General features: G+C 38.5%; 13 protein-coding genes and 1 riboswitch. Of the genes, 8 read left to right on the top strand and 5 right to left on the bottom strand.

Annotation, left to right across the window (positions count from 1 at the left end):
* Window positions 1–132: 132 nt before the first annotated feature.
* A riboswitch (cobalamin riboswitch) is annotated at window positions 133–419 on the top strand.
* A 25-nt stretch (window positions 420–444) separates the two neighbouring features.
* From RMX98_RS28530 to RMX98_RS28500, 7 genes are all read left to right on the top strand, one after another.
* Window positions 445–1,224, top strand: coding sequence for an energy-coupling factor ABC transporter permease (locus tag RMX98_RS28530; RefSeq protein WP_322677885.1), 780 nt, complete (start codon window positions 445–447; stop codon window positions 1,222–1,224).
* Window positions 1,211–1,513, top strand: coding sequence for an energy-coupling factor ABC transporter substrate-binding protein (locus tag RMX98_RS28525; RefSeq protein ID WP_322677886.1), 303 nt, complete (start codon window positions 1,211–1,213; stop codon window positions 1,511–1,513). The genes RMX98_RS28530 and RMX98_RS28525 overlap by 14 nt, the downstream gene beginning before the upstream one ends.
* Window positions 1,510–2,322, top strand: coding sequence for a cobalt ECF transporter T component CbiQ (gene cbiQ, locus RMX98_RS28520; RefSeq protein WP_322677887.1), 813 nt, complete (start codon window positions 1,510–1,512; stop codon window positions 2,320–2,322). The genes RMX98_RS28525 and cbiQ overlap by 4 nt, the downstream gene beginning before the upstream one ends.
* Window positions 2,297–3,130, top strand: coding sequence for an ABC transporter ATP-binding protein (locus tag RMX98_RS28515; RefSeq protein ID WP_322677888.1), 834 nt, complete (start codon window positions 2,297–2,299; stop codon window positions 3,128–3,130). The genes cbiQ and RMX98_RS28515 overlap by 26 nt, the downstream gene beginning before the upstream one ends.
* Window positions 3,131–3,467: 337 nt before the next feature.
* Entirely contained in the window at window positions 3,468–5,558 is a 2,091-nt protein-coding gene (locus tag RMX98_RS28510; RefSeq protein WP_322677889.1) for a hydantoinase/oxoprolinase family protein, read from the top strand.
* A gap of 79 nt (window positions 5,559–5,637) precedes the next feature.
* Window positions 5,638–6,426: a GNAT family N-acetyltransferase gene (locus tag RMX98_RS28505; protein ID WP_322677890.1), complete on the top strand. Its 789-nt coding sequence runs from the start codon at window positions 5,638–5,640 to the stop codon at window positions 6,424–6,426.
* A 266-nt stretch (window positions 6,427–6,692) separates the two neighbouring features.
* Window positions 6,693–8,258, top strand: coding sequence for a hydantoinase B/oxoprolinase family protein (locus RMX98_RS28500; protein WP_322677891.1), 1,566 nt, complete (start codon window positions 6,693–6,695; stop codon window positions 8,256–8,258).
* Between the two features lie 124 nt (window positions 8,259–8,382).
* On the opposite strand, the gene RMX98_RS28495 is transcribed toward RMX98_RS28500, so the two are convergent.
* The 5 genes from RMX98_RS28495 to RMX98_RS28475 all read right to left on the bottom strand — a co-directional run bounded on the left by RMX98_RS28495 (window position 8,383) and on the right by RMX98_RS28475 (window position 18,150).
* Window positions 8,383–9,492 carry a 2OG-Fe(II) oxygenase gene (locus RMX98_RS28495; RefSeq protein WP_322677892.1) on the bottom strand — a complete coding sequence of 370 codons (1,110 nt, stop codon included), beginning with the start codon at window positions 9,490–9,492 and terminating at the stop codon, window positions 8,383–8,385.
* Between the two features lie 335 nt (window positions 9,493–9,827).
* Window positions 9,828–10,649 carry an alpha/beta hydrolase gene (locus tag RMX98_RS28490; protein WP_322677893.1) on the bottom strand — a complete coding sequence of 274 codons (822 nt, stop codon included), beginning with the start codon at window positions 10,647–10,649 and terminating at the stop codon, window positions 9,828–9,830.
* A gap of 55 nt (window positions 10,650–10,704) precedes the next feature.
* Window positions 10,705–11,097: a carboxymuconolactone decarboxylase family protein gene (locus RMX98_RS28485; protein WP_322677894.1), complete on the bottom strand. Its 393-nt coding sequence runs from the start codon at window positions 11,095–11,097 to the stop codon at window positions 10,705–10,707.
* 476 nt (window positions 11,098–11,573) lie between these two features.
* Window positions 11,574–12,236 carry a nuclear transport factor 2 family protein gene (locus RMX98_RS28480; RefSeq protein ID WP_409881937.1) on the bottom strand — a complete coding sequence of 221 codons (663 nt, stop codon included), beginning with the start codon at window positions 12,234–12,236 and terminating at the stop codon, window positions 11,574–11,576.
* A gap of 475 nt (window positions 12,237–12,711) precedes the next feature.
* The gene (locus tag RMX98_RS28475) at window positions 12,712–18,150 is read right to left on the bottom strand and encodes a protein kinase domain-containing protein (protein WP_322677896.1); all 5,439 of its coding nucleotides are present in this window, start codon (window positions 18,148–18,150) and stop codon (window positions 12,712–12,714) included.
* 531 nt (window positions 18,151–18,681) lie between these two features.
* Between RMX98_RS28475 and RMX98_RS28470 the strand changes: the two genes are divergently transcribed.
* Window positions 18,682–21,519 (top strand): DUF3131 domain-containing protein, encoded by a 2,838-nt coding sequence (locus RMX98_RS28470; RefSeq protein ID WP_322677897.1) that lies wholly within the window; start codon window positions 18,682–18,684, stop codon window positions 21,517–21,519.
* The last annotated feature ends 158 nt before the right edge of the window (window positions 21,520–21,677 follow it).

The following is a 21,677-nucleotide window of genomic DNA, read 5'->3' as shown; positions in this document are numbered from 1 at the left end:
AACGAACCGCAAAGGGCGCAAAGAACGCAAAGAAAGAAGCCAAGAGAATTTAGCGCAGCCTCACAAAGAAATAGTATCAGCATTTTTTTGGTGAAACCTGGTAAAAAATCGCTGTTCAAAATTAGTAATAGTGATATAGTTACTCCAATCGGTTCTGATGGGAGCAGCCATCGGACGTAAGGGGGAAAGTCTGGTGTAAATCCAGCGCTGTCCCGCAACTGTAAACCGATTTTGGATTTTAGATTTTAAATTTTGGATTGGGAAGCCACTTAATAATCCAAAATTCGTCTTGGGAAGTGTTGATGCGTGCGGCAAGCCGCAAAGCGTCTACAGAGGAAATCTTCACTCAGACTTTCCGCAAAATCTCAAAATCCAAAATTGCGTAAGTCAGGATGCCCGCCGGTTAGAATCAATTCGTTTACATAAATCTGCGAGGTACAGATTATGAAAAGAAAAAAACAGGCGTTAGTCAGTCTAACCCTGATGGGAGTTATCAGTTTTTATTTAGTAGTTGGTTTACCCAAACCCGCCTACGCCATGCACATTATGGAAGGTTTTTTACCCGTGCAGTGGGCGATTTTTTGGTGGATTGTGGCATTACCATTTTTTTTACTAGGATTGCGTAGTCTAACTCGCATTACCCAAGCTAACCCGGAATTGAAATTACTGCTAGGCTTGGCTGGTGCTTTTACTTTTGTGCTGTCAGCGTTGAAAATCCCTTCTGTGACAGGTAGTTGTTCTCATCCTACGGGGACAGGGTTAGGTGCGGTGCTGTTTGGCCCCCTTGCTATGTCGGTTTTGGGTAGCTTAGTTTTATTGTTTCAAGCTTTGTTATTGGCGCATGGCGGCTTGACGACGTTGGGGGCAAATGCTTTTTCGATGGCGATCGCTGGCCCATTTGCGGCTTACTGGATATATAATTTGACAATAAAGTTAGGTGGTAAAGAAAAAATCGCCATCTTTTTAGCAGCTGCGATCGCAGATTTACTCACTTACATTATCACTTCTATTCAACTCGCCCTAGCTTTTCCTGCACCTGTTGGCGGGTTTATCGCTTCTTTTACCAAATTCGCCGGAATTTTTGCCATTACTCAAGTTCCCTTAGCAATTAGTGAAGGATTACTAACTGTGTTGGTGTGGAACTGGTTGCAATCTTATAATCCTCAAGAATTAGAATTATTGAAATTAATCAAACGGGAGCATCAAAGCAATGAGTCAATCTAAAAAAGGATTGAGTAACTGGCTGTTGGTAGTAGCCGTATTAGCTTTAGCAGTTGCACCATTAATATTTGTGCGCGGTGGTGAATTTGCCGGTTCCGATGACAAAGCAGAAAAAGCTATTACTGAAATCCAACCTGGATATAAACCCTGGTTTAAATCATTTTTTGAGCCAGCTAGTGGGGAAATAGAAAGCTTATTATTTGCATCCCAAGCAGCTTTAGGTGCTGGAGTCGTCGGTTATGCAATTGGATTATATAAAGGACGTTCCCAACAACAAAAACGTGAAGAATGAGCCTGCAACTAGATACTTTAGCTTATACTAATCGACTGCGAGGATTGCCACCAGAACATAAACTGATTTTTGCATTTACCACTCTTGCTATTTCCCTTGCTACCCATCCGCTAGTGCAAATTTTGATGGCGCTTTGGATGGGTATTTGGACAGTTATTTATGCAAGAATTCCGGCTGGTGTTTATTTTCGGTTGTTAATGTTCACCATAGTTTTTTGTTTAACAAGTTTACCAGCACTGATGGTAAATGGAGTTGCGAACGCTGATTTGTCAAGGGTACAATTAGATTCGTGGTGTGGGCTAACTCTCGGACATTTCTATATTTATGTCAGTCATAGTGGCACTATTCAAGCATTGGGAATTTTAACCAGAGCATTAGCCTCTGTTTCTTGCTTATATTTTCTCATGTTAACCGTCCCTTTCACAGAAATATTACAAACTCTGCGTTACTTGCGATTTCCAGTGCTTTTAACCGATTTATTATTACTAATGTATCGGTTTATTTTCATTCTGCTAAACACAGCTAATGAGTTATGGACAGCACAAAATTCTCGTGGTGGCTACCGCACTCTTCCTATTGGAATGAAAAGTTTAGCACTACTAATCGGACAACTATTACAGCGAACCTTACAACGATATAGTCAGTTTTCTCTTGGACTGCAAGCACGAGGGTTTGTAAGTGAATTTCGAGTTTGGCATCCTCGTCGCTATCGTCCCCAAGCGCGGTATATCATCGAAGCAATTTGCGGCTGTGTAGGATTAATAGGATTAGAATTTTGGCGAAATGCAGGAATATTTACTCGAATTTGAGCAGGTATATTACACCTATTCAGGCGCACAGCAATCAGCTTTGAATGGTCTAACATTGAAGATTCCATCAGGTAAAAAGTGTGCATTAATTGGTCAAAATGGTTGTGGCAAAACGACACTTTTTTTATTAGCTAATGGTCTGTATAAACCTGATTCTGGTATTGTCATTTGGCGTGGTAAACCGTTAATTTATAATCGTAATTATCTGGGAAATTTACGTCAGAAAGTTGGACTAGTATTTCAAGATCCAGAACAACAATTAGTAGCTTCTACTGTTGAAGAAGATATATCTTACGGTTTGTGTAATTTAGGTTTACCAGAGGCAGAAATTAAAGACCGAGTAGAGCAAGCATTAATTGAATTTGAACTGACTACTTTAGCACAAAGACCAGTACATCATCTGAGTTTAGGACAAAAGAAACGAGTTTCGATAGCTGATGTGATGGTACTTCAACCAGAACTATTAGTGCTGGATGAACCAACCGCATACTTAGATATCAAGCATACTCGTAACTTGATAGCAACCATGAAAAAAATTCATCAAGATGGAACCACTTTATTGATGGCAACCCACGATTTGGATTTAGTTTATCGTTGGGCAGATTGGGTTTTTGTGATGGATAAAGGGCGGCTGATGCTAGAAGGCGAACCACAAGATGTATTTAGGCAACGTAAACTTTTATCAGAGTTAGAGTTGGGCGTACCATTGATATGTAAGATATTATCTGATGGGCTATCTAATGAGGAGGAAGTAGTGATAGAACGAGTGCGACAGCGAATATTAGAGCTATTCCGTAATTTTTCCTGATTTATCTATAGGAATCCGGTTTGATTACTAAAATCACTTGGCTTAGTAGGTAATAGGCAATAGATAATAGGTAATAGGCAATAGGCAATAGGCAAGAGGATTTCAGGAGATTAAAGTATACTGAATTTTTTTAAAAATCAAATATGAGTCCTATAGTTAAAGAATGGTAATTGACGTTGCATAAATGAGAAATGAATCAGTTAAGCCCAAATATTTTTCTATAACTTAAATATGAAATAAATAATTTAACTGAGTATTTAATCATATTTATTAGCTCAGAATATGATATTTTTTTATGATTATTATACTAGCTCTATAGCGTCGAGGAAATAGAGTAATGTTGAAGGTTTTTGCTGACCGTGGTGGTACATTCACAGATATTGTTGCTATTACGAATAATCGAGCAATTATAGATGGACTATCAAAACATCCTGAACGTTTTTTAATTGTGACTCTGCCCAATCAGCAATGGGTTATAGTCTACAAACTACTTTCAGAAAATCCCGAACAATATCAAGATGCAGCCATTCAAGGTATTCGAGATATTATGGGTATTGCTAGCAACGAACCCATTCCTACTGAAGCGATAGAAGTGATAAAAATGGGGACAACGGTAGCAACAAATGCGCTGTTAGAAAGAAAAGGCGATCGCCTTGTTCTTCTGATCACCAAAGGGTTTAAAGATGCGCTACGAATTGGCTACCAAAATCGTCCCAACATCTTTGCCCGTCATATCGTTTTACCAAGTATGCTTTATGAACAGTTGATTGAAATAGATGAACGCTATGATGCTAATGGAAATGAATTAATACCGATAAATATTGAACAAGTCAAAAGTGATTTACAAGCAGTCTACCATACAGGAATTCGAAGTTGTGCTATTGTTTTTATGCACAGCGATCGCTATCCTAATCACGAACAACAAATAGCCCAACTTGCCCAAGAAATTGGCTTTATCCAAATATCCGTATCTCATCAAGTTAGTCCTTTAATGAAGTTGGTTAGCCGAGGAGATACAACAGTCGTCGATGCTTATTTAACTCCTATTCTGCGCTGCTATGTTAACCAAGTAGCGAGTCAGTTACCCAAAGTCAAATTAATGTTCATGAAATCTGACGGGGGTTTAGTTGCAGCCGAACAATTTCAAGGAAAAGATAGTATTTTAAGTGGCCCGGCTGGCGGGATTGTCGGCGCAGTTCAGACTAGCAAAAGGGCAGGTTTCGAGTTAGTTATCACCTTTGATATGGGAGGGACAAGTACAGATGTTGCTCACTTTAAAGGAGAATATGAACGACAACTAGATTCGGAAATTGCTGGGGCGCGGATGCGAGTTCCTGTATTAGCAATTAATACTATTGCTGCTGGAGGTGGTTCAGTCCTCTTTTTTGATGGTTCTAGTTATCGTGTCGGCCCTAAATCTGCTGGCTCAAATCCTGGGCCTGCTTGTTATCAACGTGGCGGGCCATTAACGATTACTGATGCTAATGTGATGTTAGGCAAAATTCACCCACAATATTTTCCCTCAGTTTTTGGAATTGATGGCAATTTACCTTTAGATAAAGATACTGTAATTCAGAAATTTACACAATTAACCCAGGACATTCAAGCCGCTACATTAAATGATTGTACTCCTGAAGAAGTAGCCGTAGGGTTTATTGCGATCGCAGTGGAAAATATGGCGAACGCAATTAAAAAAATCAGTCTGCAACGCGGTTATGATGTTAGCCAATATGTGCTTTGTTGTTTTGGTGGTGCAGGTGGGCAAGTTGCTTGTTTAATTGCCGATACATTAGGAATGGAAAAAATATTTCTACATCCTTATGCTGGTGTTCTCTCTGCTTACGGGATGGGATTAGCTGATGTGCGGGCAATTAGAGAAAGAGGAGTAGAACAGCCTTTAACTCAAGTATTAATTCCTCAACTACAGCAATTAATGGAGTCTTTAGAAACTCAAACTAGAAGTGAAATAGATGAAGCGCATAATCAAGTAGAAGTAATCCGAAAAGCTAATTTAAAATATGAGGGGACTAACTCTACATTGACTATTAATTTTACTGATAATGTAATGGTGATGAAACAAGAGTTTGAGATTGAACATCAATCTCGCTATGGTTTTATTCAATTAGAAAAAAGTTTAATTGTCGAATCCGCTTCAGTGGAAGTAATTCAGAAGATGGATACTCCCGAAGAACCCTTAATTACTCGTACTCGCCCTTTAGATCAAACACCTCCATTTCTTGAGATAGTAAGGATGTTTACTGCTGAAAAATGGTATGATACTCCTGTTTATAGACGAGAAGATTTACAACCAAAAGATAGTATTAATGGGCCTGCGATCGTTGTCGAAAAAATTAGCACAATTGTAATTGAACCTAACTGGCAAGCAAAATTAACTCAACAGAACCATTTAATTTTAGAACGTTTATAAATTAGCTGTTGTTCTGCAAAATACTTACCCTCACTACACTAATCTGAACACGGTTTTACAATAAAAAGGCTATCCGTTTATGGACTCTCGCATTCAGTCATATTTGCGCTTCGCCGTGAGCCAGCAACGTGATACGGAGCAAATCGGGCCTTTCCTGGCTAGCTTTAACCGCCATAGCGTTAATCCCTTTCTTAACTATGCCATCCCTAACGATGCAGCCACACCGTCACTCCCCGACATCAAGGCACTAATTGCTGCATATAAAAGTCGCGGACGAAAACCACGTTTGGAGTACGTTGCTTCTCTTGCGCCTGCTGTCGAGGAAGCACTATTAGCTGCTGCTTTCACTGTTGAGGGACGCTTGCCACTTATGATTTGCACTCCCGGTTCAGAGCAATTGCTTCCTATTCCCCCGGATATCGAATTAATTGTGCCAGTTTCGGACGCTGAAATGCTTGCTACAGTTACGGTACAAAACGAAGCTTACGGAGAGTCTGCACCAAGCCCCGAAGATGTTAAGCGTCTTGGAAATAGTCTAGCAGCAGGCGGAATCGCTGTACTTGCTCGTGTTGCCGCAACAGGTGAACCTGCGGGGGCTGGAGTGTGTTCCGTGCCAGTAAATCAGACGACAGAAATCGCTGGTATCGGTGTGCGTGTTGCTTTTCGCCGACGCGGTATAGCAGGAGCCTTAACAACCCGATTAGTGCGAGAAGCTTTCGACTCAGGTGTTACGGTGGCGTTTCTCATGGCGGCACATCAAGAGGAAGCACGAATTTACACCCGCGCCGGATTCTCTACAATAGGCGAAATCTTGCACATCTCGCTCCCGCCCACTCAATACAGTTCAGTTCAGAAAATAATCTGTTGAGGCAGGCAGGGGAGGCTGGCATTGCAGGGGGAGAGAAAAATGCTTAACCCAAGCGTATTGCCAAATATAGGACTCATATTTGATTTCTGAAAAAATTCAGTACAACTCAAAGAGGTTTCTTGCCTATTGCCTCTTGCCTCTTACACAAATAAGTATGGCTACGCCACGCTTCGTGAACAGAAATCAAATCGGATTACTATAGATAGTGTGAAGTCTTTAAAAAAGTACTTAAGCGATTACTACACAATTTTTTAAAAAAATTAAAAATGTACATAATAACGCAACCAAATCCCGTCCGATTAGAAATATTCAAAAATCTTTATCAATTTCTTGCTGAACAAATGGGGATTGTTTTACAAAATACAGCTACATCAGTGAATATTAAAGAAAGGCTGGATTTCTCCTGCGCTATTTTTGACTCTTCAGGATTATTAGTAGCAAATGCCCCCCATATTCCCGTACATTTAGGCTCAATGAGTGAAAGTGTCCGCAGTTTAATTAATGATAAAGGCGACACCCTAAAACCGGGAAATGTTTATCTATCTAATAACCCCTATAACGGCGGAACCCACCTACCTGATGTCACTGCAATTACCCCTGTATTTTTAGAAAGTACTGAAAATACTCTATTCCCTACCCCCCTATTTTTTGTTGCTTCTCGTGGACACCAAGCAGATATCGGGGGAATTACTGCCGGTTCAATGCCTCCACACAGTAGCACAGTAGAAGAAGAAGGAATTATTTTTGATAATTTTCTCTTAGTTGAAGAGGGTGATTTTCAAGAAACCGCAGTCAGGCAGCACCTTTCAAACCATACTTATCCTGCTCGTAACCCTGACCAAAATATCGCTGATTTAAAAGCACAAATTGCCGCAAATGAAACTGGAGTTAAAGAACTTCGTAAAATGGTTTCGCAATACGGACTTGATACTGTTCAAGCTTATATGAAATTTGTGCAAGCTAATGCTGAGGAGTCCGTTAGACGAGCGATCGCAGTTCTCAAGGATGGCTCATTTACTTATAAAATGGATAATGAGGCACAAATTCAAATTAAAATAACGATTCACCTAGAAAACCGCAGTGCTACCATTGATTTTACTGGAACATCTGGGCAGGTAAATAGTAATTTTAATGCTCCCAAAGCTGTAACTCAAGCGGCAGTATTATATGTCTTTCGTACTTTAGTTGATGATAATATTCCTCTCAATGCTGGGTGTCTTAATCCTCTAGAAATTATTATCCCGGTTGGCTGTATGCTCAACCCAACCTATCCAGCCGCAGTAGTAGCGGGTAATGTAGAAACTTCTCAAACCATTGTTGATGCTTTATATGGTGCTTTAGGTATCATGGCCGCTTCTCAAGGAACGATGAATAATTTTACTTTTGGTAATGAACAATATCAATATTATGAAACTATCTGCGGCGGTTCTGGAGCAGGAATTAATTTTGATGGAACTGATGGTGTTCATTCCCACATGACGAATTCTCGCTTGACCGATCCAGAAGTTTTAGAAACCCGTTATCCTGTACTTTTAGAAAGCTTTAGTCTTCGTGCCGATAGCGGTGGTAAAGGAAAATATTCGGGTGGTAATGGAGTTGTCCGCCGCATACGTTTTTTAGAACCTATGACAGCAAATATTCTCTCTAGCCATCGGGTTATTCCTCCCTTTGGATTAAATGATGGGGAAGCAGGAAAAGTAGGACGTAACTGGATACAACGTCAGAATGGAATTCAAGAAAATTTAGACAGCACAGCAACAGTAGAGATGAAAACTGGAGATGTTTTTGTGATAGAAACTCCTGGCGGCGGTGGATTTGGTAAAGTCTCTTAATTAAAAAGTTTGCCTAGTTTTATTAGAGTGGGTTATGCCAAAAGCTAACATACCGCTTCGCTAAATGTTATCCTGAATCCTGTTTTGAATAGAAAAATATGTCTGTTTACAAACTTTTTTACCTCTAATTACCATCAGTATTATCGAGTACAACGTACTTGCTATTTTCTTCCCGTAACCGAGCATCTTGATCGTTATAAAAGAACGACAGAAGAACAAAACGCCGCCCACTTGTAACAGGAGTAGCTTCATGCAGTAGAGAGCAAGAAAAAATCACTGCTTCTCCTGCATTGGGACTATAAAGCTGGAGTCCATACTCTGGAAATCGTAGTTCTCCGCCTTCGTAAGCACCAGTATTGAGATTTAGTGACATAGCAAATCGTCGGTGCAATGTACCTCTGGTAGTATTATCACGATGACGATTAAAGAAGCCTTTATCAGTTGCTTCGTAACAAGAGACCAAGTAGCGTTCAAAACGACTGATGCTAAACTGGAATGCCTTCTCAATTTCTGGCTTAACCCGTCGCATCATCATTTCATTGATTTGCTTTAATAACTGAGGATTAGAAATTAAATAGTCTCGGCGTTTTTTAAATTCATAGTCATAGACTCCAACTGTTTTGCCATCGATTTGTTGCATGAAGCCAGAATCTTGACCACCATCTGCTTCGTACAAATCAATTAAATGTTGGCAAAAGCTTTGATTTAGCACATTGGGTATAAATAAAACAGGTGCTTGTCTCGCTGCTGGAATATTTTGTGGGATTGCGGGTAAGTTTTTAATAAACTCAAATACTTGCTCGCAAGGTTGAGTAGTAGCTAAGATGGGCAAAACCTTTATAACTCGTAAATTTTCATCTAAAACAAAAATTGTTGGTTTGTATTGCAGTTCGTTGTTTGTCTGATTACTTGGTTGACAAATCCCGTATTGGAAACTAACTTTCCGTTCAAAATCCCAAAGAAATTTGAAATAGGTTTTATTCTGTATTAACTCTGCTAATAAAATATCATCTGGATCTATACTCACACCAAAAAATGGCACTTGATACGTAGCTAACTGCTGCTGTTGGTTGCAGAAATCATCGATGATCTTCCGAATATAGTTATTTTTAGAACTTCCGAAAAAAAACAAAATGCTCCGGTATCCGCCAATCGAATTAAAGTGAAAGGTTGGATTTGAGGTTGAGGGAAGAATGAACCAGGGAATTGGGTCGCCAACAGTAAGAGGTAGCATAAAATATTAAATTATTATATTTATATAGGACTCATATTTAATTTCTGAAAAAATTCAGTACAACTTAAAGAGATTTTTTGACTATTACCTATTGCTTCTTACCTCCTACGCAAATAATTATGGCTACGCCACACTGCGCCAACAGAAATCAAAGCGGATTGCTATATTCTTAAAAAATCTGGTAAATATTTTAGTTGCAAAAATTAGATTAGCTAGTTAAATCGTAATAATATGTAAAGTTTAAATCGATAAATTAGACTTAATCTAAAATTAGGATGCGAGTATTATCTGAGACGATTAAAACAGATTTTTAATCAAGAATTTGAATCCCAAATCTAAAATCCAAAATTGCTATAAGCTGGCTTCAACTTCCCTAGGAAATTGAGCATAGCTGAAACTACAGCATCCGGCGACTCAATCAAGAAGCCATGACCACCACGTTCGATGACTACAAGTTCAGCATTGGGAATACCTTGAGCAAGTTGCTGGGAAAACTTTAGTGGAGTGAGAATATCTTGTTTACCAACTAAAACTAAGGTAGGACAATGAATTTGTTGGAGACGGTCTGTTGTGTCACTGTTAAGAATGGCTTGGCTGTGATGATAGAGTGAATGAGTTGCAGGCGGGAAAGGATATCTGATAGCAAATTCAATCAGACCTTCGATCATTTCAGGAATTGAGTAGAACGCATCTGTAAATATCCAGGGCAATATGATTTTTTCATAAAGTTTTAGGTCTACATTATTAGGAAGTTCGCCCCAAGTCTCGATGATGCTGTTGAATAAAGCATCACCTTTTGCTAAAGATGAAAGTAGCATCAGACTTTTTACCTTTTTAGGGTATGCTAACACTAACTCTTGAGCTATCTGACTACCCATTGAATGACCTGCTAGATGCACCTGATTAATTCCGATGCGATCGAGCAATGCTGCAACGTCACTAGCCATCTGTTTGAGACTATAGGGGTTTTCGGGAGCAGAACTTCTCCCCATACCTCGGTTGTCCAAGCGGATGACTTGATACTGCGAAATCAGCGATGGCATAATTAGCGACCAATACGTATGATCGCAAAGATAACCAGCTATTAATAGCAAAGGCTCACCAGTTCCCTTAATGTCGTAGAACAAATCAATCCCGTTAATTTGAACCTTGGGCATAGTAAATAATTCTGCTAAACCTTATTTTTTAGTAGCAATAGACAAGGCGATACTGCTACGTCTTGAATTTCTCGTCTACCGGAATCTGATAGCCGTTGGCAAGGCGATTGGTCATATTGGCAGTGGCTGCGATCGCCATTAGTTCCCCAAATATAATATCATTCATACCCTTGGCACGCGCTGCTGCTGTGTGCGAGGCGATGCAGTACTCACAGCCATTCGTCGCACTCACGGCAATATAAATCAGTTCGCGCATCAGTGGATCAATTTCACCAGGGCTAATCATCACTTCCTTTACAGCTTGCCACGTTCGTTGCAGGGTGGGGGGATGATTGGCTATGGCTTTCCAAAAATTATTGATGTAATCATTCTGACGTGTAACGCGGATGTCGTCATACACTGCACGTACTTCGTCGCTGGCTTCTTCGTATTCAATCAGCTTAGTCATATTTTAATTCCATATATTTTCCCCAGCGAGTGGGAACCTCTAGATTGTAATACTGAGTTGCAATTAAAGATAGTAACTTGAGTCTTTAAGGCTAAAACTTTTAATCAATGTTAGGTTATTGAAACGACACATTGACAGCGCAGGAGAACAGCAAATGCATACTTGCAGTAAAAAGCTCAGAAGCGGTGAGTAGGAATGCAAGGTTTTACACCAATACAGTTCAGTTAAGAAAATAATCTGTTGAGGGAGGCAGACGAGGCAGGGGGAGAGAAATAAACCGTATTGGGTCTTACACCCCTACTGCTTGAATGTAAAACAGTGTTTTGGATCAAATTATGTTTCTGTTAAGTGGCAAATGAAAAAGGGGTGAATATTTGAATTCACCCCTTACCTTTTTTTCTTACCTTTTTCCCAGACTACAAGGAAGGTAAAGAATACTTATCCAAACAATATTAGTGCCATCCAAGTCTGAACAATTACTCCTTTAAGCGAGGTATCTTTGGTATTACCGAAGTAGCTGAAGAATTAATGGTTCTAGAATTAGCGGCTGAAGAATTAGTGGTTGGTGAACTGAGATTCAAGAAATCGATGAGTTTGAGAGTACGATTACGAATTTTCCAGCGTCCATTTCTGTTGACGACTTGATCTTCATAAGTGCCATTAGCGACATCAATGCTGGTTTCCGAGCGTTTGTGAGTCGCATGGAGGTAAGAGGTCATCGTTGCTTGATTATTTTGAACTGAAATGTTTATTGTACCCATCAAGTGTTGAGTAGCCGTATAACCATTTCCTTGGAATACTGAATAGACAAAATCTGCCCAAGAATCTGTCCCATAATTTGTTTGAGTTGCTCCATCAGGAAAAATGGCAGTGAGAACTGCATCTTGAGTAAAACAATCCCGATAAATATTCTTTCCTTCTTGGAGATTTCCTCTACCAATAGCGTCAGTTCCCAGGGCATAACAGGACGTTAATTTTTGAATTTCTAATTCTGCGTTAGGTTGAGTTGCACTTGCTAAATCAAATCTACCGCCAACAAATAGCACAAGAGTCACTGCAAGTACAATCAAAGTTAAACGATTTAACAAAAACGAGATAGTCCTTGAAACTATTTGCCCATTTTGTTTTCTTTTTTCCACAGGATAACCACCTTAATTTTTACGAATTCTGCATTTTGTACTTTGCTGTAAAATCAAATTAAAGCTGAGGGTGCTAGCTTATAAAAATAGGCTAGCATCTTTGTAATTTAATAAACCTTACGTACACTATCAACCAGAAAAATTATTTTCTAGTAAATGATGAAGCTAGTACAATATTTGATGTATACAATCAGTTATAACAGGTGATTATTAAGTTTATAAGTGCTATCAGCAACTAGGTTTATGTTGATTTGGTTAAGTAATTAATTGAAAAATTTTATATTTATATTAATTTTTCAATAATCTTTGTATTATCAATATTGCTATGAAAAATAAGTTTAGTATCAGATATTTCCCCTCTTGATAGAGACTGGAGAAACCTTTGCTATAGCGGTTTTCGCTTGAGTGAGGTACAAAAAACCCTCCGAAGCGAAGAGGGAACCATAATATATCTCTTAAGAAACGCTATGAGATATTATTCTCCTAAAATGGGAATAGAAATTATAAATTGTGTTCCTTGTCCCAATACGGATTCACAAATCAAACTTCCAGCATGATTTTCTACTATAATTTGTCGGCTAATAGATAATCCTAATCCTGTACCTTTTCCTACACATTTAGTAGTAAATAAGTTTTCAAAAATGCAGGCTTTAACTTCTTCTGGCATTCCTTTGGCATTATCTCTAATTTTAATTACCACATTTTCATCTAAAAGATTAGTTTCAATAGTAATAATATTAGGATACATTTCTTGAATTTCTAAAAACCCGCGACCAATATTTGCTTCTTCTAAAGCATCAATGGCATTTGCAACAATATTCATAAATACTTGATTCAATTGTCCCAAATAGCATTTTACTAATGGAATATCTGCATAATTTTTAATGATTTGAATGGCAGGACGATGATGATCAGCTTTCAGACGATGTTGTAAAATCATCAAAGTACTATCAATACCTTCATGGATATTAGCTGACACTTTAGAGGTAGTATCAGCACGGGAAAAAGTACGCAGAGAAGTACTAATATTGCGAATGCGCTGTGTGCCTACTGTCATACCATCAATCATTTTTGGTAAATCTTTTAACAGAAAATCTATATCTATTTCTTCAGCTTTTTCTTCAAGTTCTGCACCAGGATGGGGAAATTTTTCTCGGTACAGTTGTAAATAGTCTATTAAATCTTTAACAATATCTTTTGCTTGGGTAATACTACCTGTAATAAAAGCAATTGGGTTATTTATTTCGTGTGCTACACCTGCAACTAAATTCCCTAAAGAAGACATTTTTTCACTTTGGATAAGTTGTAGCTGTGCCTCTTGTAAATCTTTTATCGATTGTTCTAATTCTTTAGATTTCTCTTGCGCCCTTGTGTACAAACTGGCATTTTCTATTGCAATAGCCATTTGGGAAACTAAAACTTTTAGTACCTCTACCCTTTCTAAAACAAAAGCCCCTGATGATAACTGATTTTCTAAATAAATAATACCAGTAAGCTGTGATTGGTACATAATGGGCAAACAAAAGATTGATTTTGTTTGAGATTTTTGGATATAGATATCAAAGTTAAAAGGTTCTGTAATTACTGCATCATTTAATACAAGATATTGCTGAGTTCGGAAAACGTAATTAATTACAGAAAGCGGTAGCTCTTGATAAGTTTCAACAGGAATGGAGCGTAAAACTGCCACCGCTTCGTCAGTAGAATTTCCAGAAGCTTCGATATATAAGTGATTATCTTTAAGTAAGAGTAAAACTGCTTTTTGGGCGGCAGCATTTTCTAGTAAAATTTTGATCAGCTTGCCTAATAAATTTTCCAAAACAATTTCATTGGTAATCGCTTGGGAAAACTTGATGAATGTATTAAAATCTAGAAAATCGCTCAAGCTGCTATTGGTAGTAGTGTTAGTAGTAAGGTGAATTGTATCTATTTTGGAATTAGTATTTTCTAAAGTAGTACTTTGTTTTACTAGAAAAATATACTTTGATTCTAAGTGTTTAACTTTAGCGATCGCACCCCAACGAATATAGGCATAATAGGCTTTAGTTATGTAAGTTTGATGAATTAATTCTTTACCTAGAGACTGATAAAATTTCCCTGCTAACTCATAAGCTAAAGCTTCCTCTTGGAGAAAACCATTTTCTTGAGATTTGGCAATAGAGTTTTCATAATAGTCCATTGCTTCTAGCTTTTGACCCAAAACCTGATACCGTTCTGCCTCCACGAGATAAAATCTATGTAAGTGATTTGTAGGAGCATGAGTAGCCCAGAGTTCCATCTTTTGCTGATTAACTTGGACTTTTTCTAGAATTGCTTGCTTCTCAGACTCTTTAGCAGTATGATATATTGCCAAGTGAGCTAAAGAATCGTAGAAATAGAACAGTGGAACAACAAACAACCCAGTAACACCACCTAAAGCTTTTTCTGCGATCGCAGCATTTTCTACAGCTTTAAAATACTCTCCAAATATGTAAGAGAGCATTAGCTTATTAACAAATAGATGGTTAATTGTGTAAACGTCATTTACTTGCTGATGAATTGGCAGCATAGTTTGCTCGTCATAAGCTTCTCCAATTAAACAGTCCACATTTTCAAAATTTCCTTTCAAGTTCAAAACTGTTTGTAAATATACTAAGTTCCAAGTTAATGCTACTTGTTGCTTAATTTTTTTCAACGAATCACAATAAGCTATCAGTTCTTTTTCTAAAATCCAAAGTTCCTTACCTAGCCAAAATGAATGATAAGGATAAATATAACCACAATAACCAGCATATTCTAAATCTCCAGTTTCCAAACCGCTAGAATACCCTGCCATTGATGATGTTAAAGTCTCTCTAACATGATCTTTCCAGTGCATAACATGGGCGCTAACAACCGTCAAAATCTTAGCCTTGAGTTCTTCAGCATTAAATTGTGATACCAAACTAGAAGCTAATTTACCAAATTCATAGCCAGAATCAATTTCTCCTTGAACTCCACAAAGAAGCAATCCATAAAGACTATAACCATAGGCAGATACAGCCGTATTTCCATACATTAAGGACAAATTGACCATTTTACAGACAATAATTGGCATCATTGCAGGCGCAGTTTGAAAAGCCGCAGGGAGAACTCCCATTAAGATTCTCATAGCTGCAATCTTGTTAGGATCAGTCATTAATGGTAAGTTAATTAAATCTGCAATAGCTTTCCATTTCAAAGAAGTAGCAATTTCATCCATCCCCTGCTGAATATCAGTTGATGTTGGTTCATCTGGAAAACTTATTCCTAACAATTGCAGAATTGATACTGCTATTTGAATGGCTTCTAGTTGTTTGCTTTGAATTATAGAAGCGATAATTTGTACTTCATAGACTTTTACTTTATCTAGAAGGAATTTTGCTTGTTGCTGTACTACTTCAGCCCATTGTTGCATCTGCTCAAAATCACCGCCTAGATAAGCTACCTCCGCGGCTCCTTCATATAAACCGATGGTTAAGGTATATTCAGTTTGCCAAGCATCTATATTTAAAAGTTCTATCCCATTCGTGAAGTATTTAAGAGCCACTTCGTAAGCTGTAGAAGCTTTAGCTTTTCGCCCTGCAATTAAATTTAATCGTGCCAATTCAGTTTTTTCAGATTGCTCTACAAGATTAACAATACCTACATTCAACTGATTGACGATATCAAAAATATTAGCTTCTATTTCCTCTTTCGGTATATTTTTGAGAAGCAATTGCCCAATTTTAAGATGAGTAGATTTCTTTAGTTCTGCTGGAATCAACAAATATGCTGCTTGTTGTACTCTGTCATGTAAGAACTTGTAACCCACCCGTGAAGTGTCGAAATTTAAATTAACTGCTTCTTCTTGATTAAAAACTAAAGGAATACGGTAAGCTTCACTTAAAGGCAGAATTAATCCCACTTGCAAAGCCGAGTGTAAATCGTTTGCCGTTAAAGAAGGCGATTTTTCATTGACTATCGATAAAATATCTAAGCTAAATCTGTCACCCACACAAGCTGCTAATTTTAAAACATCTTGAGTGGATTTTGGTAGTTTCTCAATTCGGCTGGCAACTAACTCAACTACATTTTTATCGGTAATTCCTATCGCTTGTATATCTTTTAGACTCCATTGCCATTTAGCATGAGCAAAGTCAAATCTTAATAGCTTTTCTTGATAAAATACCTGAATTAATTGTGTGATAAAAAATGGATTTCCACCTGTTTTATTAGAAATTAGTTCGGCTAGTTTACTAATTTGCTTGTTAAAGACTATGTTTTCTTCGCCCTGGTTAGCCTCTGTCTCTTGGAGAGTTTCGGTAACTAGCTGAGTTACATTATCTAAATTTAAAGGTTGTAAGACAATATTATTAACAATCGTGCCACTATTCTTAATTTCTTCTATTTTTTGGATTAAAGGATGTGCCGGACTAACTTCATTATCTCTATATGCCCCAATAAATAAAAAATATTTGCTGTCGGTATCAGTTATTAGCAGTTGAATTAAATTTAAAGTTGCTGAATCTGCCCATTGTAAATCATCTAAAAATATGACTAAGGGGTGTTCTTTTTGAGTAAAAACTTGGATAAATTCTTTAAAAACATGATTAAAGCGATTTTGTGATTCTGTTGCCCCAATTTGGGCAACTTCTGGCTGTATACCGATGATTAATTCTACTTCTGGAATTACATCAGTAATAACTTTTCCATTTGTTCCTAAAGCTGATAATATTTTACTACGCCATATTTCTATTTTTTCATTATCCTCAGTCAACAAATACCGCATCAAATAAGCAAAGGCTTGAATTAAAGAGGCATAAGGTATATTCCGCTTTAATTGGTCAAATTTACCAGAGATAAAATAACCTTGTCTGCGAGTAATGGGTTTATTAACTTCGTTAACTAAAACTGATTTGCCAATCCCAGAATAACCAGAAACTAGCATCATTTCTACCCCCCTGAGTCTCTGCTCATTGGAGTTAGCAACGCGTTCAAATGCGGCTAATAGTTCATTAACTTGTTCTTCACGACCATATAATTTTTGAGGGATTAATAACTGGCTCAAAATATCTAAGCGTCCTGGAACAAAATCAGCAATTATTCCTTTAGTTTCTAACTGGTTAAGACATAATTCTAAATCTGCTAATAATCCTGTAGTACTTTGATATCTGTCTTCTGCGTTTTTTGCCATTAACTTCATCACAATTTCAGAGAGTGCGGTAGGAATTTGTGAGTTTAATGACTGTGGATTTATCGGCTGAACAGCGATGTGGCTATAAACTATTTCTAGGGGATCTTGGCTAAAAAATGGTGTTTTATCGGTGAGCATTTCATATAAAGTCACACCAAGAGAATAAAAGTCAGTACGATAATCAAGAATGCGATTCATTCTCCCAGTTTGCTCAGGAGACATATAGGCAAGTGTACCTTCAACGCAGTTAGGATTATTAAATTGGGGGTTTTCTTTATTGAGACGGGAAGCTATACCAAAATCAGTGAGTTTAACAATATCTCTCTGTGAATTGATGATGATATTACTAGGTTTGATATCTTTATGAATAATTTGATGTTTATGCAAATAGTCTAAGGCTTTAGTCAGTTGAATAGCAATTTTTAAATGTTTAATTAAATCAAGTTTATCTATTTCTAGCAGCTGACTTAAAGACTGGCCACCAAAATCTTCTAACAATAGTCCCACACGATTTCCAAAGGTTTCTAGACTGATAGCTTTAACTATATTGGGATGGTCTAAACCCTGCTGAATTTGATACTCATTTTTAATACGAGTAAAGGCATCAAGAGTAGGATATTCATTTTTAAGTAGCTTCAGAATAACTCGCTGTTGCGTTTTTGGCGTTTGTGTTTGATAAATAATTGTTTGGATTCCTTCGTGGAGAGTCGAGTTGATTTGATATCCACTACGATTTGGCATTGATTTTTGACTATGAAGTTACAAAGTTAGCATCACCCCCGTTCTGTCATAAAAGGGGTTCTAGTTTAATTATTCCCAACTGGAGAAAATTATTAACATAGGGATTCCGTACCCAAGGGTTATAAATTAAAAGCGATTACCTTGTAACATAAACTAGTGGCTAACTATTCTTCTAGGGCACTCCAAATTGGTGATTACACCCTTGTGCAAATACCCAATTTTAGATAACAGTTAGACCTAATATTTACGTATAAATACCCTGTTTTACTTTGAAACCTCTGATTTTAAGTATATTCCTTGGTGATATTCAGACGTTTTACAGATAACATTCGAATCAGAACATTATACGTAAATTTTATAGATATTAGTCTATGCAATAACGCCGAAAAATGCTGCTAAGTCAACTAAAAATCAATCATTAAGTGTGCCCGATTTCTGGCGCTATTAAAAAAAGAATAGATTCAATCAAACTCGATTTATGAATCTACTTGTGCAGACTGGCTATGACGCTCCTAACTCCTTTTTTGCATTATGATATATAAACCACGTCAACAAAAGCTGTTGAGATGGATTGCATTGTTCCTTGTTGGAACATTTCTGCAATTGTTGTTTTACATCCCGACACCAGTCTTATCCCAATCCAGTAGTTGTAGCGATATTACAACTCCGCTCACATCTGAAGAACAAACTTATGCTCGTGCTGCTTGGCAGTATTTTGTCAAAAATTATCAGCCAGCAACGGGATTTACCAACTCTACTGGGGGTTATCCTTCTGGTACACTCTGGGATATGGGTAACTACCTGATGGCATTGAATGCTGCACGATGGTTGAATCTTACCGACCAAGCAGATTTTGATTCCCGTCTGAATAAGTTTTTGACAACTCTCAACAGTCTGAAATTATTTGAAGATACCTTACCCAATAAAGTCTATAACGCAGCCAATGCACAGATGGTTGATTATGGCAACAATCCATTAGAGCGGGGTATTGGTTGGTCTGCCTTGGATGTGGGGCGAATCTTGGCTGCCTTTGATGTTATCCGTACCTGTCATCCCCAATATAATGATTGGCTCAAAGGAATTGTAGCAAAGTGGCAAGTTGCGCGATCGCTCAAAGATGGGCAACTTTTTGGTGCTACTGTTCTCCCAGATAACAAAACATTACTGGTGCAAGAAGGACGACTCGGCTACGAAGAATACGGCGCGAGAGGTTATCAACTTTGGGGTTTTTCTGCACCAAAAGCTATCTCTTTAGAACCATTTAAATTAGTCGAAATTAACGGTGTGCAAATTCCTGTTGATACCCGTGACTTTCAAAGCACCAACGCTAATAATTACGTTGTGAGTGAGTCTTATATCCTTGATGGGATTGAATTTGGCCTACAAGGTGAGTTAGCTGATTTTGCTGCCAGAGTTTTAGATGTGCAAAAACGGCGTTATGATACCACAGGCCAATTGACTGCGGTTACAGAAGATAATATTGACCAAGCGCCTTATTTTCTCTACAACACCATTTATGCAAACGGTGCAAACTGGGCAACAATCACCGATGCCAATCAACCTTATCCCCAGTTTCGCAGCATCAGCACCAAAGCTGCTTTTGGTTGGCGCTATCTTTTTCCAGATAATGCCTATGCCCAAAAAGTTTTTGATGCAGTCAAGGATCTCCGCAGTCCTGATGATAGCGGTTACTATGCTGGTATCTATGAAGAATCAAAACAACCCAACAAAGCTTTGACAGGTAATACTAATGGGTTGATTTTGGAGATTTTATACTATAAAGCTAAGGGAAATCACCCTTTAATTGCTTCTGGCTCTGTAAGTGTGTCTACTGGCAAGCCCAGTGAAAATGCTTCTCCAACAACACCCTCAAATCAACCGAATTCTACTGTTACAACTCCAACTGCAAATCAAGCGAATTCTACTGTTACAACTTCTACCGCAACCCCTGCGGATACTTCTAAACCTACGGAAGTGGCCATTGCACCAATTCCACCAGTGGAAAGTCCCCAATCATCTAACCTCAAACTAAATCGACCACTGTCAGTAATTGAACAGCGTTATGCAGAGGCGGCTTGGCGATACTTTCAAGCGAATTATCACTCAAAGAGTGGGCTGATAGACGATCGCAGTGATTTCAAAGGTGCAACGCTGTGGGGCTTAGGAGATTACCTGGCAGCACTCCATGCAGCGCGATCGCTCGATATAATTACCCCCAAAGAATTTGACCAGCGCACTCGACATCTTTTAGCAGCCTTGACAAAGTTACCATTGTTTGCAAAGGAATTGCCAGGGCGGGGTTACGATACGCGATCGCTGCAAGCTGTAGATTATGGTGGAAATCCGATTCCAGAAGGCAACGGCTGGTCAGCTTTAGATTTAGGCAGAATACTGGCAGCGCTTTACAACTTAAAAACCTGTCATCCAGAATACACGGCGGCTGTAGATAAAATTGTGCTGGATTGGTCATACTTGCGTGTGGTGCGCGAAGGTATTCTCTCTAGTGCGACAACCGCTAAAGAGCAAGATGGGCGATCGCTTACCCGCGTCAACCCTGAAACCCGCTTGGGTTATGAGGAATATGCCGCTCGTGCTTTTCAATTATGGGGATTTAATGTTGATAGTTCTGCTGTTGGCGGTGAATATCAAACTACCTTAGTTGAGGGTGTGAAAGTTCCAATCCAACGCCGTCGCACGGATACTAACTCTAAAGTTAACAAATACACAGTTAGCAATCCATTCTTACTCTATGCACTGGAGTTTGGACTAGATCCACAAATGCGATCGCTTTTTGAGCCAATTTTTCAGGCGCAAGCTGAACGTTACCGTCGCACCGGCACTCTCACAGCCTCAGCTACTACTTTGATTGATCGTAAACCTTACACTGTTCACAGTTCAATTACTGGGCAGGGTGAATCTTGGGTGGCTTTAGGAGATGACGGTCAACCTGTAGCAAAGGGACGATTGGTAAGTACAGCAGTCGCTTTTGCCTATCATGCTTTGCTTCCAGAAAATAAGTATAGTCAACAGTTACTGCAAGGAACGACTGACTTATACAACCCATTAGCTGGATTTTATGAAGGTTTCTATGAAGCCACAGGTAAAACGGCAATTGGTTTCACCAGCAGCACCAACAGTATGATTTTACAATCCTTGCTGTACAAGGTGATGAATCAACAACCCCTAATTCGTCCGACCATTAGCATGAAATCTCCTTGGTGGCAAGAAGTTACTAAGGGAAATTCTGGACGAGGTTTACCCAACACTGCAATACAACGAACTAAGCTAATTTCTGATAGTTCTGGAAGTTACTGGGTTTCAAGTAGCGAAAAGACTCCGTTGGTAAATGGCACAAAAGTCACAGAATAAGTTGAAATACAACTCCCAATACTGCTCGGGTTTTGGATTTTTAACTCGGAGTTGGGTTTGGGGAAAAGGTTAAAGGGTAAAGGTTAAAGGTTTTTTCTTTCCCCTTTTCCCCAAAACCCGACAAGCATTGATACAACTCCCTGTAATTACAAAGCCGT

Source organism: Nostoc sp. DedQUE02, assembly GCF_034531035.1.
Lineage (GTDB): Bacteria > Cyanobacteriota > Cyanobacteriia > Cyanobacteriales > Nostocaceae > Nostoc.
The sequence above is the reverse complement of the archived record's forward strand: the minus strand, read 5'-3'. Positions and strand labels throughout refer to the sequence as shown.

Bases quoted from the DNA above. Each gene is read 5' to 3' on its own strand.
- RMX98_RS28505 (WP_322677890.1), top strand. From the start codon at position 5,638: ATGGACTCTCGCATTCAGTCATATTTGCGCTTCGCCGTGAGCCAGCAA.
- RMX98_RS28510 (WP_322677889.1), top strand. From the start codon at position 3,468: ATGTTGAAGGTTTTTGCTGACCGTGGTGGTACATTCACAGATATTGTT.
- RMX98_RS28500 (WP_322677891.1), top strand. From the start codon at position 6,693: ATGTACATAATAACGCAACCAAATCCCGTCCGATTAGAAATATTCAAA.
- RMX98_RS28485 (WP_322677894.1), bottom strand. From the start codon at position 11,097: ATGACTAAGCTGATTGAATACGAAGAAGCCAGCGACGAAGTACGTGCA.
- RMX98_RS28475 (WP_322677896.1), bottom strand. From the start codon at position 18,150: ATGCCAAATCGTAGTGGATATCAAATCAACTCGACTCTCCACGAAGGA.
- RMX98_RS28525 (WP_322677886.1), top strand. From the start codon at position 1,211: ATGAGTCAATCTAAAAAAGGATTGAGTAACTGGCTGTTGGTAGTAGCC.
- RMX98_RS28470 (WP_322677897.1), top strand. From the start codon at position 18,682: ATGATATATAAACCACGTCAACAAAAGCTGTTGAGATGGATTGCATTG.
- RMX98_RS28530 (WP_322677885.1), top strand. From the start codon at position 445: ATGAAAAGAAAAAAACAGGCGTTAGTCAGTCTAACCCTGATGGGAGTT.
- RMX98_RS28490 (WP_322677893.1), bottom strand. From the start codon at position 10,649: ATGCCCAAGGTTCAAATTAACGGGATTGATTTGTTCTACGACATTAAG.
- cbiQ (WP_322677887.1), top strand. From the start codon at position 1,510: ATGAGCCTGCAACTAGATACTTTAGCTTATACTAATCGACTGCGAGGA.
- RMX98_RS28495 (WP_322677892.1), bottom strand. From the start codon at position 9,492: ATGCTACCTCTTACTGTTGGCGACCCAATTCCCTGGTTCATTCTTCCC.
- RMX98_RS28515 (WP_322677888.1), top strand. From the start codon at position 2,297: ATGCAGGAATATTTACTCGAATTTGAGCAGGTATATTACACCTATTCA.